Below are 13,141 nucleotides of genomic sequence, written 5' to 3' on the forward strand. Positions count from 1 at the left end.
ACGGCCACCTCGGCCTCCGCCGCGTCCTCCTCCACCTGGGACTCCGTCGCCCAGTGCGAGAGCACCGGCAACTGGAACATCAACACCGGCAACGGCTTCTCCGGCGGCCTGCAGTTCACCCCGAGCACCTGGGCCGCCTACGGCGGCACCCAGTACGCGTCCTCCGCCGCGCAGGCCACCAAGGGCCAGCAGATCGCGGTCGCCGAGAAGGTCCTCGCCTCCCAGGGCCCCGGCGCCTGGCCCGTCTGCTCCGTCAAGGCCGGCCTCACCAAGGGCGGCACCGCCCCGCAGGTCGACACCACCTCGGCCTCCGCTCCGGTGAAGTCCACCAAGCAGGCCGACCAGAGCACCAAGACCGCGCCGAAGAACGACACCCAGGCCGCCTCGCGCAGCACCGAGCGCAAGCCCGTCGCCAAGACCACCCCGGACACCGCGGCCGCCCCCGTGCAGAAGAGCACCGGTGGCAGCTACACCGTCAAGAGCGGCGACACCCTCGGCGCCATCGCCGCCGCCCACGGCGTCAACCTCACCACCCTGTACAGCAACAACGCCCAGGTCATCGGCGGCAACATCGACATGATCCTGCCCGGCCAGGTCCTCAGCATCTGACCCCACCGCCGGCAACACACCACGAAGCCTCCCTCCACGGACCCAGGTCCGTGGAGGGAGGCTTCGTCGCCCTGCTCGCGACGCCCGAGGCGGCCCGGCCGAGCCTGTACAGCCGCCTCCCCGAACCTGCCCCCCTTGAGGCGGGTTCCCTGACCCGGCCGACCAACGGGAATCGCTGACCCGCCGTCAACCATCGGGCCCGGCACGGCTGGAACGGGGTTCAAGCAGAGGCACGCAGGTCGGTGGCCGTCAGCAGCGACAGCAGGTCGATCCCCTCGGCCCTGAGGGCCTCGGCGCCGCCCTGTTCGCGGTCGATGACACAGAGAGCCTCACGAACATCAGCCCCCAAGGCACGCAGATCGGCAGTCGAGAGCACGATCTGTCCGCCGCTCGTGACCACGTCCTCCACCACCAGCACACGTCGGCCGGCGATGTCCGAGCCCTCGGCCAGGCGGCAAGTGCCGTACTCCTTGGCCTGCTTGCGGACGAAAGCGCATGGCAGGCCCGTGTGTCGGCCGAGCGCGGTGACCACAGGGATCCCGCCCATCTCCAACCCCGCCAGCACCTCGATGTCAGCCGGCACCAGCGCGGCCATCTCCTTGGCGACGGCATCCAGAAGAACGGGATCGCCCTCGAAACGGTACTTGTCGAAGTACTCGGTGGCGGTCCGTCCTGATCGAAGGACGAACTCACCGGTGAGGTGGGAGGCGGAATGAATACGGCGGGCAAGCTCTGAGCGCGTCACAGACACCCAGTCTCCCAGCACACCACTACGGCCCCGCACTCGGGGCCCCAGGCCAGGGCCCTCACCCACAGCACCGCTCCAATGAGACCGTCGACAGCCGAGCTTCACCGCGTGCGGCTCTAAGGAGATGACAGAAGCTCGGAGAACAACGGTTCCAGCCGCCCACCTCGGTCGCCTGGCACGCTAATTGATCCTTCGTCTGTTGCACGGCAAGCTGCTTCCAGATTGTGATCGTGGAGGCGGTGGTGGAGCATCGACCCGGAAATGGAGCGAGGGACGCCCCCGGACAGTCAGCAGCCAGGTGCGTGGGCACATCGGCCTGATCGCCCGGGCGCCCCCACGCGTGCGCTGGAAGATCACCATGTTCCCGGGGCGACGGCCGGAAGGATGACGGACCGTCACGCCGTAACCGGCCGCCTCAGTGGCCCGCTACGGCGTGACGGAGGTCGGCCGTCGCTCGCTACACAGCTGGTCGCCCTCGCCACCACCACGTGGCCTGTTCTGTTTACGCCGCCTCGGTCTCGGTTGCCGACGATCACGACTGGATCGGGGGACTCGTCATCGGCATGCTCGGCGCAGCCATGGTCGGCTGTGGCATCGCGACCCTGCGGCGCCACGGCGAACCGGCCTGGGTGAGGAGGTGTTCGCCGCTTTGGTCGAGGTGCTCCACGTTCTTGCCCGAGCTGCAACGCCGTTGGAGGGGTGGTGTGTTGTCTGCAGACAAGACCGGACCGGGGTACGGCCGGACGAGCGGGCCTTCTCCCTGTGTCGAGCTACCCGTCCCGATGCCCGGTCGGATCCACCGGACATGCCCAACGGCGGAGTGGCGGCAAGGTGCCGGCGGCTCGCCTGGCCCGCGGCCGCGACTGAGATCATGAAGCCATGCACTCCGAATCGAACCAGCTGTCGGACATCTGGCCGCTCGCTCCAACCGGCGCGACGGACTGGCTGCTGGAGCTGTGCGGCGACGGTCTGACCGGGTTCATGCCGCCCGCGATGCCCGATGCCGCCTGGGTGCTCAACGCCATGTACGAGCACGACCACGGGCCGGGTGACCTGTCGCACCACGAGTACCGCCAGGCACGTCTGGCGGACGGGAGCACCCCGCGCGACATGGTCGCGGGCATCGACCTCGATGCGGTGGGCGTCGCCACCGGAGGAGGTCTGGGCCGTGCCGAGCACCCGGGTCCCGGGTGGCGGCGGCTGCGCTGGGCGGAACTCGCCCGGCGGACCGGCGACCCCCTCGTCCCCGACGGGCTGCGGCCCTGCTTCCGTTGCTTCCCCTCGGTGAAGAAGAACGGCAGCTGGCCGCGAGGAATCGTCCCTCCCACCGAGGGGAGCCTGGACCGCGAGTCCTGGATCCGGCTGATCGACGTCCTCACCATGTGCAGTCCCGCGGGCCCCGACACCCGTTGCCTGGTCTACTACAACCCGTTGACGCTCGGGGCCGAAGACTTCGACAACCTCCATGTACGGGCGGGCCGTCTCGGCGACGCCAAGGTCCTCTACGACATACCCGAGGTCGACCTGGCCGACTTCAGCCCCGCCAACCTCTGGGCCGAGGACCGCTCCTGGGTCCTGTGCACCGACTACGACCTGTGGGCCACCAAGGTCGCCGGGCCGCCGGCCCTCATCGAAGCACTGCTGAACGACACCGGCGTCGAGGCGGTACGACTGCCCTGGGCAACCTGAGGGCGAGGCGTCCGGGCCGGCCCTGCGGCGGTGTGGCGCCGCGGGCGTCGAACGAGCCGGTCGGGGTCGGCGATGGGCTGGCGCGGAGCGTGGTGGCCGGGGTGGTGCCGGGTGGACGGTCTACCACCAGGTGCTGCAGCGGCCCAGGTCGTACGGCGAGAAGCTCCGCGCACAGGCCCGGAACACGTACTGGCTGGAGGAGTTGGTCGCCTTCGCGGCACTGGTCTTGCTCTGGCCCCAGCCCTGGTCCGAGCTGAACGGGCCGCACTGCAGCCAGGACGTGCCGCCGTTGGTCGTCCAGTCCATCCAGACCAGGTCGCTGGGCTGGGTCGCGCCGCTGAGCTCGGCCCAGCCGCGCTGGGCACCGGCGACGTTCCCGTGCTGGAGCGTCACGGTGCGGCCGTTGCCGAGATCGGCGGAGCGGGCGACGGTGCCGGAGAGGTTGTCCGGGATGTCGACGAAGCCGTTGGCGCCGTTGTTGCAGTCGGCGACGGTGGCGGTGGCCGGGCCGGCCGGGCCGTGGTCGTGACCAGCTGACGAGCGGTCAAGAGGTCGTACGTCACGAGCAGGCCGGCGTCCGTCGGCCACTCAACCGGCCGTCCCCCCTCACCCGGAACAGGCGGCGGCCGGCGCCACGCTAGCGTTGCGTCTCGTGACGCCCGAGCAGACGACCGACGAGAAGAACGTCGCCGGAGTGCGGTTGGTGGAGGACCTGGTGGCCCGGGTCCCCGGGTTCGAAGGCGCCTACGAGTGCCACCTGGAGAACGAGCACGAGGTGCTCACGTACGTGTTCTTCTGGGACGTCGTCCAGGACACCGTGCGCTCCTACCTGGGAGAAGGGGAACCGGACGGGCCCGACTGGCGGCAGGTCCTGGCCTTCCTGGAGGAGGAGACCCTGCGGTGCGTCCCGGGGGCGATCGAGGTCATCATGACCGGCTTCCTGTACAACCTCCCCTTCCCCGGGCGCCCCGGCTACGGGATCGAGGAGCACCTCGGGCCGGTCATGAAGGAGCGGTACCTGCGCATCCGCCCCTGGTACGGGGAGTACCCGCCGGGCACCGACCGCACCGAATCGGCATAGCCGCAGCAGCGCAGCCCGGGCCCCGGGATCGGTAACTGCTCTGCGTCGGGCCCCTTCTGGCGGTGTATCAGGAGCAGCGAAGGCCGGCGGACGATCGACCAGGGGTCACCGGGCCACCGGCAGGCCGTACTCGGGAAGGTCGATGTCGCCGGCCTTGGCGAACTGGGCGGCCAGGAGCTGCCGCATCGGCCAGCGGTTCATCGACCGCATCGACATCGCCCGAAAGCGGATCGCCAGGGCGCTGTTCGGGGCGAAGCCGCGGAACGCGGAGGCGATGTCGCCGGGCGCGGCGGCGAGTTCGCCCGCCAGGACGTAGGCCCCGACCAGGGCGAGGCTGGTGCCGAGGCCGGTGAGCGGGGAGGAGCTGTAGCCCGCGTCGCCGACCAGGGCGACGCGGCCCCGGGTCCAGCTGTCGAGGTGGACTTTGCCGAGGGAGTCCAGGTGGAAGTCGGTGGAGCGGTGCATCGCGTCGAGCAGCCGGGGTGTCTGCCAGCCGACGTCGGCGAAGCGGCGGGCGACGGTCTCCTTCTGGGCGGCGAGGTCGCGGCGGTCGAAGGTGAGCGGAGGCGAGCGGAAGGCGAGGCCGGCCTTGACCTCGCCGGGCAGCCGGCCCGGGCGGGCGGAGGCGACCAGTCCGCCGAGGGCGTTGTGCATCAGGTACCAGCCGTCGAGGTCGGTCTCGGCGGTGAACCAGGCGAGCTGGATGTCCAGCGGCCGGACGCAGGAGGACTCCGGGCCGAAGGCCAGGCCGCGGACGACGCCGTCGGCTGCCGGCGCGGGTGGGCACGGAGCCCGGGCTCCTGCCGGTGTTGCCGCCCGGACTGCTGCTGGACGGCCCTGCGCACCTGCAGGTGGTCCGGGTGGCCCTCGGATTCCACGGTCCGCCCGGGTTCTCGTTCGGGACCCGGCTCCGCGTCCCGGCCGCCCGGCCGGGGCGGTGGGGGCGGCCGGGACGGGGAGCGGGTGGCGGCCAGGGAATCGGCGAGGGGCCCGGGTTGGGCGGGCTCTGAGCGGGACGGAGCGCCGGCGGGCGTACTGCTGACTCTGGCTCAGGAGCCGGGACGCCGCGCGACGTTCGGACCAGGTCCGGTCACGGGGCGTGCAAGTGCACCGGCAGGCGGCTGACTCCGCCGATCAGGTTCCCGCCCGGGAAGGGGAGGTCGGTGGCGGCTTCCGCGAGGCGAAGGTGTGGGGCGTGGTCGGCGAGTGCGCCGATCGCGGTCCGCAGTTCCAGCCGTGCGAGGTCGGCGCCGATGCAGCGGTGCGGGCCGTGGCCGAACGCCAGGTGGGGGCCCGGGGCGCGGGTGATGTCGAAGGTGTCGGGCCGGGTGAAGACGGCGGGGTCGCGTCCGGCGTGTGCGTGGGAGGGGACGACGGCTTCGCCGGCCCTGACCGTGGTGGCCCCGAGGGTGACGTCCGCGACGGCCAGGCGGGGCAGGCCGACGTCGGCGATGGTGTCGAAGCGCAGGATCTCCTCGACGGCCGGTCCGAGGAGGGTGCGGTCGGTGCACAGGGCCTGCCACTGGTCCGGGTGGTTGAGCAGGGCCAGCACGCCGTTGGTGAGGGTGGCGGCCGTGGTGGCGTGTCCGGCCACGAACAGGTTGACGGTGGTGGCGAGGAGTTCGGGCCGGCTCAACTCCCCTGCGGTGTGGGCGTCCCGCAGGCGGTCCAGCAGTCCGCCGGGGACGAGGGCGCCCCCGTCCGGCGGGGCGGACAGCAGCCGGTCGAAGTGGGTGCGCAGGGCCTCGTGACCCGCCCGGGCCTGCTCCGGGGGCAGGGAGGTGAGCGAGAGCTTGTGCCGGGCCCACTCGGCGGTCGCGGCCTGGTGCGCGGCGGCGACCCCGAGGACGTCGCCGAGGACGGCCTCGGCCAGCGGGAGGGCGAAGGCGGCGTGCAGGTCGACCGGTTCGGGAGCGGCGGCCGACAGGGCCGACAGCAGGCACCGGACATGGCCCTCCACCGTGGGGGCGAGGGCGTCGACGGCGTCGCGGCGGAACGCCTGGGCACACAGCCGCCGTACCCGGGTGTGGTCCGGTGGGTCGAGGCCGAGCAGGCTGGGCTCGTCGCGGTCCGCCAGGGTGAACCGGGGACCGCCGGGGGCCGTGAGCATCGCCCGGCGGCTGAACCGACGGTCCGTCAGGACGCGGACGACGTCGGCGTGCCGGACCGCGAGGTGGGCCGGGCAGCCGCTCGGCAGGGTGACGGCGGCCAGGCCCGGCAGGGCCAGGAAGTCGGTGTGCGGCATCGGTGCGAGGCAGTCGGCGCGGTCGAACGGATAGGGCGGGCGGCCGGGGTCCGGGGCGGCCGTCGTCATGGGGTGGCCTCCGTGCGGTGGGGAGCGGGCTGTGGGCCGACGGGCGGCAGGCCGCAGGACTCGCGGGGGTGGACGTGGTCGGGGCGCGGGTTGGACGAGAGGTGCTCGTGCCAGCGTCGGCGCAGGGCGCCGTCGGCGGTCAGCCCCAGTCGCTCCAGCACGCGCCGGGCGGTGCCGTCGGGGTCGGCCGCCAGGTCCGTGAAACGGACCGTCAGGCAGCGGTCGGCGACCGACGGGTCGGTGGTGAAGGCGTGCATCCTCGACAGCGCGGCGTGGGTGGCCGCCGTCATCTCCCGGCCGATCTCGACGGGGTCGACGGCGTCGCTGCGTCGGCGGCGGGCCGCGGCGACGAGGCCGCAGACCGAGCCGACCGCCTCGTCGACCTCGCGTTCGAGGACGACGTACCGGGCGCCGGGGTGGGCCCGGTCGAGGGCGGGCAGGTGCCACAGGTGGGAGGGGCTCTTCAGCAGGAGGCGGGATCCGGCCGGGGCCGGGCGCCGGGCGAGGATGTGGGCGAGCTGGGCCCGGTGCAGGGCGTAGGCGGCCGTCAGGTCCTGCTCGGCGAGCCAGCGGGCGTAGGACGGGGTCCGGTAACTGAGCATCCCCAGCACGCTGTTGCGGAAGTCGGTGTTCATCAGGTGCTCGCACTCCTCCGGCTCCCTCGCCCCGGTGGGGTGGATGCGGGCCAGCTCGGGGGCGGTGCGGTACAGCTCGGCGACGTGCCGTTCGGCGTCCGCGACCAGGTCCGCCGTTCCGGCCCCGGGCGGGGTGAGCGGCGCCAGCAGCTCCCACAGGCGGGGTGCGCGCAGCGCCGGATGGTGGGCCAGCAGCCGGTGCAGCAGGGTGCTGCCGGTGCGCGGCAGGCCGATCAGAACGACGGGTGGCGCCTGCGGCAACACCGGTGGCACGGGCACGGCGTGCAGCCGCAGCCGGGTCCGGAGCGCGCGCAGCAGGGTCTCCCGTGCCTCGGCGCGGCCGACCGGGGTGAGCCGGGCCTCCGACTCCAGCGAGGAGACGAGCAAGTCCAGGGCCGGGCCGTGACCGGGTGCGCCGAAGTCCGCCAGACCGGTCGACCGCACCGCCTCGTCCCGCAGCGCGTCGGCGTCCAGACGCTCGGCGGCGTGCGGGCCGCCGCGGGGCGCGCGGTTCACCGTACGGCTCCCAGCCGCTGCTGCGGGGTTCCGGTCCGGGCGGCCCACAGCTCGGCGATCCGGTCCACCACGGCCCGGACGCCCTCGGGCCGCGCCCGTGGGTTGATCGTGCAGAGCCGGAACACCCGGCGGCCGGCCACCGTCACGGCGGCGACCATGGCGCTCCCCTCCGCGCGCAGGTCCTGGCAGACCGCCTCCACCGCCGCGTCGGCGTCCCGTCCGGTCGGATCTGGCCCGGTGGACGGCGGCAGCCCGCGGAAGGTGACGACGGCCAGGGACGGGCCGGTCACCACCTCCAGGCCGGGGCGGGAGGCGATGTACGCGGCGATGTCCTCCGCCGTCGCCAGGCCCCGCTGCACGGCGGCGCGGAAGGCGTCCGCCCCGAACACCTTCAGCGACAGCCACAGGCGCAGCGCCCGGAACTCCCGGGTCTGCTCCACCCCCCAGTGCAGGTAGTCCACCCCCTCCCCCTCGTGACCGGTGGCACCCGTGTCCAGGTAGCCGGGCAGCCCGATGCCGAACGCCCGGGTCAGCCGGGCGGGGTCACGCAGCAGCACGCATCCCGTACCCGCGGGCTGGAACAGCCACTTGTGCGGGTCGACGCTCAGCGAGTCCGCCTCCTCCAGGCCCGCCAGCACGCCGCGCCCGCGCGCGGTCAGCGCGGCGGGGGCGCCGAACGCGCCGTCCACGTGCAGCCACAGGCCCTCGGCGCGGCAGAAGGCGGCCAGTTCGGGGAGCGGGTCGACGTCGCCGGTGGCCGTGGTGCCCGCGTTGGCCACCACCAGGAACGGCCGCAGGCCGTCCCGGCGGTCCCGGGCCACCTGCCGTGCGAGGACCTCCAACGGGATCCTGCGGTGCGCGTCGGCGGGCAGGACCCGGACCCGGTCCTCGCCGATGCCCAGCACGTGCAGCGCCCGGGGGACGGAGAAGTGGGTCTGGTCCGAGAAGTAGGCGCTCGCGCCGCGCGCCTCCGTCCCCACCAACGCGTCGCGGGCCGCCGTCAGGGCGGTCAGGTTGGCGGTCGAGCCGCCCGACACGAACAGCCCGGAGGTACCCGGGGCGAGCCCCAGCAGCTCGACCAGCCACCGGACGGCGGCCGACTCGATCGCACTGGAGACCCCGCCGCTGAACCGCCATCCGGTGGGGACCGCGAACCCGGTGGCCAGCGCCGAGGCCAGCACCCCGGTCACCGTCCCCGGGGAGGGCACGAACGCCAGGAAGTCCGGGTGGTCCGGGTGCGCGTTGCCCTCCCGCAGCAACCGTCCCACCTCGTCCACCAGCGCGAGCGGATCATCGGCCGCGGCCTCGGGCAGGGCTTCGGAGCCCAGCCGTGCCGCCTCGGCGGCCGCGCCCGCCGAGGCCACCGGAGCTCCCCCGCCACCGGCCACCAGGTGCCCCGCGACGATCTCCCACACCCGCTGCCCCAGCGCGTCGACCGACTCCGGCGGCAGCGTCAGCGAATCCGGCGCACTGCCCCCACTGATGGTGTTCATGGAAGCACACTGTGGTACCTCGGCAGGGACGTGACAAGTACACCCCTCCCGGTCACTCGGCGGAGCCCGCCGCCTCCGGTGCCTCCCCCCTCGGACGCTCGGCCCTGCGGCCTGTGGCCTGGCCGAAGAAGTACCCGAGGATCAGCAGGAAGCTGTCCGACACGGCGGTCGTGATGGGCGTGTGGGTGAACATCGCGACGATGAGGGAGCCGGCCAGCAGGAACATCAGAACCGGGCCGACCGCACCGGCGACGGTCTCCCGTTCCAGCAGCGACTTGTAGATCTCCGAGCGACGCGCTCTCAACTCGACGTCGAGGCGCATCTCCGCCGCACGCGCCGCAGCCGCCCGGTCCACGGCACGGGACTCCTGCTCCAGCTGCTCGCTCACCTCACGCTCGGCCGCCAGCCGTCCGTCGATCATCCCGAGCACCTGCTCCTTGAGATCACCGTCGACGACGTTCTCGAGCACGTCCCTGCGGACGGACACCAACTGCTCCTGCGGCCGCATGACCTTGATCCGGTCCAGGACCAGCTTCTTGCGCTGCAGCAGCAACGGCAGGACCCCCACCGTGACGTGCGACTCGGCATCGGACTTCGCGATGACCACACCCGCCTCGGCACTCACCCTCACCCGGTACGTGCCGAACGCCTCCGGGTGCGCGATCGCGTCGTTGACCCGCTCCAGACTCGCCTCCAGCTCCTCCAGGCCCTGCGACTCGATCTGCCCCACACCGAGACCCAGCGCTTCGAGCTGCGGTCCGAACACTCCGCCGGCCAGCTCCTCCAGCCGGCTCTGCAGGCTCGCCGACGCCGCCAAAAGCCCGATCGGTGCACGCCCCATGATGCCCCCTTGCCACGATGCCGCTCCCGACCCGGCACTCTGCCACCTCCGGATCGCGCGCGGCAGGGAATCCGGCAATCGACGGGTACCGCCGGTCGCGCTCCGCCTCACAGCCCCCGTCCCGTCCGGGGCTCGTCCCGGCACCGGGACGGGGTCGTCAACCGGTGGGGCCAGGGCGCTCGTGCGGGTGAACCCGGGCCGGTCCGCGTGTGGGGGCGCCACTGCCGGGCAGGGGACGGCCGCGGCCGTGATCGCTTGGCTGCCCAGTTCCTCTCGACCATGTGGAGTGCACGATGTCCTCAGTCCTCAAGCCCGGCGAGGTTCTCGCAGTGGACCAGGAGCTGCTGTCCGGCAACGGGCGGTTCCGGTTCACCCTGCAGCAGGACGGGAACCTCGTCCTGGCGGACCTCACCACCAGCGCCGTGCTGTGGGCCTCCGCCACCGACGGCAGCGGCGCGGCCGAGGCGAGGATGCAGGGGGACGGGAACTTCGTCCTCTACGACGGCGCCGGGCAGGTCCGGTGGGCGGCCGGCACCGACGGCCACGACAGCGCCTACGTCAGCCTCGCCGAGGACGGCAACCTCGTGGTCACCAGCCAGGCGGGCGGGACGCTGTGGGAGACGGGGACCCGCGTCGCCGGAGCCGACCGGGTGGCCCCGGAGCCCGTCCGGGAGCCCGAGCCGGAGCCCGTGCAGCAGCAGACCTACACCGTCCAGCCCGGTGACAGCCTGTCGGCCATCGCCCAGCGCTTCTACGGCGACGCGAACCGGTACCAGCAGATCGCCGACGCCAACGGGATCCCCAACCCGGACCTGATCAACCCGGGCCAGACGCTGATCATCCCCTGACGCCTGCTCACCCGCCGCGCCTCGGCCCGCCCGGGGCGCGACGGGGCGCGGCGCAGGCGAAGTGACGGCGGGTCAGCCCGGCTCGCTCGCGCCACGACGGCGGTCACCGTCCCAGGACGACCTGGTGTCCGACGGCTTCCAGCTGGAGCCCGTCGGGGGCGGAGCGGACCGCCGTGAAGTTGATGTTCTGGGGCAGGGGAACCGGCCAGGCGTACCTCAGGCCGCCGAGCACGGGGACCCGCAGCTCGAGCTCGTCGGCCGCGACCGCCACGCTCGCCGCCGTGTCCACCGGCCGGCCGTTCCAGGTCCCGGTAATCCGCAGGGCGGCCTCCTGCCCGCCGCCGGCACCGGTGGCCGGCGCGACGGTGAGGGTGCTGCCGGCACCGACCAGCCGGGACACCGCGCCGGACAGGTCCGCGTAGCCGATGGTGAGGCGGCCGGTGACCAGGTTGGCGCCCGCGCTGCGCCCGGTGAGCGAGGACGCGGCCAGGTCGTACAGGTCCAGGTCGAGCCTGCGCACGGTGAGGTGGTCGCCCTGGGCCCCGGCCGTGGTGTCGAGGGTGAAGTTCCCCGCGGTCACGGTCACGTGGTCGAGGCTGAGGTCGGCGGCCTGGGTGAGGAAGGGGAATCCGTGGATCGAGACCTCGGTGAAGCCGTCGGTCGATCCCGCCCCGTAGCCGTAGCGCTCCTGCGCGAGCGCGACGGCCTCCTTCTCCGCGTAGTGCAGGGCGATCCGGTCCGCGGCGACGAACAGAGCCGTGAGGACGACCACCACGACCACCAGCACCTTGACCCAGCGCCGCTTCATTTCCCGCTCCCCCGTGCCGTGGGCCGGACCGGCCGCTGCCGACGGCTCGTTCCGGTCCCGCATCCCCTCAGTGGCCACCGATCGGTCCGATGCATCCGATCAGCGGATCGGCCCATCCAAGCATGCGCCGGCCGATGGTGAACGCGTAGGCCCGCAGGCGCGGTTCGAGGTGGGCCCGGCGGGCAGGTGCGTCCTCCCTCCCGAACCGGGCAGCGGGCCCGGCCGTCACCCGGGCGGTGGAGCGCTCCGGTGTGCCGGATGCGGACCCCGGCCCGGTGGGCTTGGCTGGTGCGTGCACCGAGTGCCGTCCCGCCTGAACCGCCGCACGCGCACCGGACCGCCCTTCCGCCGGACCCGACCCCCTGGCCGGGCGCACGTCCGAGGTCGGTGCACCGCGTTCCCGTGGGTCCTCCCCGACATCCCGATTCGGAGTCAGTCATGCCCTACTGCACGACACGTGACGGTGTGGAGATCTTCTACAAGGACTGGGGCAGTGGCCGCCCGGTGGTGTTCATCCACGGCTGGCCGCTGAACGGCGACGCCTGGCAGGACCAGCTGAAGGCGGTCGCCGACGCCGGGTTCCGCGGCATCGCCCACGACCGCCGCGGTCACGGGCGCTCCACCCCGGTCTACGACGGCTACGACTTCGACACCTTCGCGGACGACCTCGACGACCTCATCACCAAGCTCGACCTCCAGGACGTCACACTGGTGGCGCACTCGATGGGCGGCGGCGAACTCGCCCGCTACATCGGCCGCCACGGCACCTCGCGGATCAAGTCCGCGGTGCTGCTCTCGGCGATCCCGCCGCTGATGGTCCAAGGTCCCGACAACCCCGAGGGCGTGCCCGGCTCCGTCTTCGACGACATCAAGGCGGGCATCCTGAACGAGCGTTCCCAGTTCTGGAAGGACACCGCCGTCGGCTTCCTGTCCGCCAACCGCCCCGGCACCAAGGCGACCCAGGGCAACCAGGACGCGTTCTGGTACATGGCGATGGCCCAGACCGTCCAGGGCGGCGTCGACTGCGTGGACGCCTTCGGCTACACCGACTTCCACGACGACCTGAAGAAGTTCGACATCCCCCTGCTGGTCGTCCACGGCGACGACGACCAGGTCGTGCCGATCGACGCCACCGGTCGCAAGACCGCCGCCCTGGTCCCCGGCGCCGTACTCAAGGTCTACGAGGGCGGCTCGCACGGCATCGCGGTCGTCCCCGGCGACAAGGAGCGCTTCAACCAGGACCTGCTCGACTTCCTCAAGGCCTGAGAACCGCAGCCCTCCGCCGGGGCCGGCCGCGTACCGTCAGTCCTGCTCGGCGGCGGCCGGCTGCGTGCCCGCCGCCTCGGACTCCACCCGGTCCGGGGCGGCCGGCGCGGCCTGCTCCCCGGCGGGCGGAGCCGGTGCCACCGGCGTCTGTGCGGTCGAGACCCGCGACTTCTCCGGGTATCCCGTGCTCGGCATGTCCTGCTCCCAGCTGTCGTCGTCGTTCGGCCCCGCTCCGGGGCCGTGGCACCACCGGTGGGGTTGTGCCCGGCCTGACGGCCCCTCACCCCACCGGC

14 protein-coding genes are annotated in these 13,141 nt (G+C 73.0%); 5 read left to right on the forward strand and 9 right to left on the reverse strand.

Going from position 1 to position 13,141, the window contains the following annotated elements:
- Positions 1-609 (forward strand): transglycosylase family protein (locus tag ACWEPF_RS30105; protein WP_452175036.1); only part of this gene is annotated, 609 nt, incomplete at its 5' end.
- Between the two features lie 220 nt (positions 610-829).
- Here ACWEPF_RS30105 and pyrE read toward each other — a convergent pair.
- Positions 830-1,354 carry an orotate phosphoribosyltransferase gene (gene pyrE / locus ACWEPF_RS30110; protein ID WP_452175037.1) on the reverse strand — a complete coding sequence of 175 codons (525 nt, stop codon included), beginning with the start codon at positions 1,352-1,354 and terminating at the stop codon, positions 830-832.
- Between the two features lie 882 nt (positions 1,355-2,236).
- Here pyrE and ACWEPF_RS30115 point away from each other — a divergent pair.
- A complete protein-coding gene (locus ACWEPF_RS30115) occupies positions 2,237-3,046 on the forward strand; it encodes a hypothetical protein (RefSeq protein ID WP_452175038.1) in 810 nt (269 codons plus the stop codon).
- A 120-nt stretch (positions 3,047-3,166) separates the two neighbouring features.
- Here ACWEPF_RS30115 and ACWEPF_RS30120 read toward each other — a convergent pair whose 3' ends face one another.
- Entirely contained in the window at positions 3,167-3,634 is a 468-nt protein-coding gene (locus tag ACWEPF_RS30120) for a hypothetical protein (RefSeq protein ID WP_452175039.1), read from the reverse strand.
- A 64-nt stretch (positions 3,635-3,698) separates the two neighbouring features.
- Between ACWEPF_RS30120 and ACWEPF_RS30125 the strand changes: the two genes are divergently transcribed.
- Positions 3,699-4,127 carry a hypothetical protein gene (locus tag ACWEPF_RS30125; RefSeq protein WP_452175040.1) on the forward strand — a complete coding sequence of 143 codons (429 nt, stop codon included), beginning with the start codon at positions 3,699-3,701 and terminating at the stop codon, positions 4,125-4,127.
- Positions 4,128-4,232: 105 nt separating this feature from the next.
- Here the strand turns inward: ACWEPF_RS30125 and ACWEPF_RS30130 are convergent, their stop codons facing one another.
- From ACWEPF_RS30130 to ACWEPF_RS30150, 5 genes are all read right to left on the reverse strand, one after another.
- Positions 4,233-4,781: a hypothetical protein gene (locus ACWEPF_RS30130; RefSeq protein ID WP_452175041.1), complete on the reverse strand. Its 549-nt coding sequence runs from the start codon at positions 4,779-4,781 to the stop codon at positions 4,233-4,235.
- 436 nt (positions 4,782-5,217) lie between these two features.
- On the reverse strand, positions 5,218-6,441 hold the full coding sequence (locus tag ACWEPF_RS30135) for a cytochrome P450 (protein WP_452175042.1): 1,224 nt from the start codon (positions 6,439-6,441) through the stop codon (positions 5,218-5,220).
- The gene (locus tag ACWEPF_RS30140) at positions 6,438-7,592 is read right to left on the reverse strand and encodes a sulfotransferase family protein (protein ID WP_452175043.1); all 1,155 of its coding nucleotides are present in this window, start codon (positions 7,590-7,592) and stop codon (positions 6,438-6,440) included. Before ACWEPF_RS30140 ends, ACWEPF_RS30135 begins: the two co-directional genes overlap by 4 nt.
- On the reverse strand, positions 7,589-9,085 hold the full coding sequence (locus ACWEPF_RS30145) for a pyridoxal phosphate-dependent decarboxylase family protein (protein WP_452175044.1): 1,497 nt from the start codon (positions 9,083-9,085) through the stop codon (positions 7,589-7,591). The genes ACWEPF_RS30140 and ACWEPF_RS30145 overlap by 4 nt, the downstream gene beginning before the upstream one ends.
- A 52-nt stretch (positions 9,086-9,137) precedes the next feature.
- Complete coding sequence (locus tag ACWEPF_RS30150; RefSeq protein ID WP_452175045.1) at positions 9,138-9,926, reverse strand: hypothetical protein; 789 nt, start codon at positions 9,924-9,926, stop codon at positions 9,138-9,140.
- Positions 9,927-10,219: 293 nt separating this feature from the next.
- On the opposite strand from ACWEPF_RS30150, the gene ACWEPF_RS30155 reads away from it, so the two are divergent.
- A complete protein-coding gene (locus ACWEPF_RS30155; protein ID WP_452175046.1) occupies positions 10,220-10,774 on the forward strand; it encodes a LysM peptidoglycan-binding domain-containing protein in 555 nt (184 codons plus the stop codon).
- Between the two features lie 103 nt (positions 10,775-10,877).
- On the opposite strand, the gene ACWEPF_RS30160 is transcribed toward ACWEPF_RS30155, so the two are convergent.
- Positions 10,878-11,582: an LmeA family phospholipid-binding protein gene (locus tag ACWEPF_RS30160; RefSeq protein WP_452175047.1), complete on the reverse strand. Its 705-nt coding sequence runs from the start codon at positions 11,580-11,582 to the stop codon at positions 10,878-10,880.
- A gap of 438 nt (positions 11,583-12,020) precedes the next feature.
- Between ACWEPF_RS30160 and ACWEPF_RS30165 the strand changes: the two genes are divergently transcribed.
- Positions 12,021-12,848 (forward strand): alpha/beta fold hydrolase, encoded by an 828-nt coding sequence (locus ACWEPF_RS30165; RefSeq protein ID WP_452175048.1) that lies wholly within the window; start codon positions 12,021-12,023, stop codon positions 12,846-12,848.
- A gap of 36 nt (positions 12,849-12,884) precedes the next feature.
- Here the strand turns inward: ACWEPF_RS30165 and ACWEPF_RS30170 are convergent, their stop codons facing one another.
- Positions 12,885-13,043, reverse strand: a complete 159-nt coding sequence (locus ACWEPF_RS30170; protein WP_452175049.1) for a hypothetical protein — start codon at positions 13,041-13,043, stop codon at positions 12,885-12,887.
- Positions 13,044-13,141: the final 98 nt, after the last annotated feature.

This window comes from Kitasatospora sp. NPDC004289, assembly GCF_053602875.1.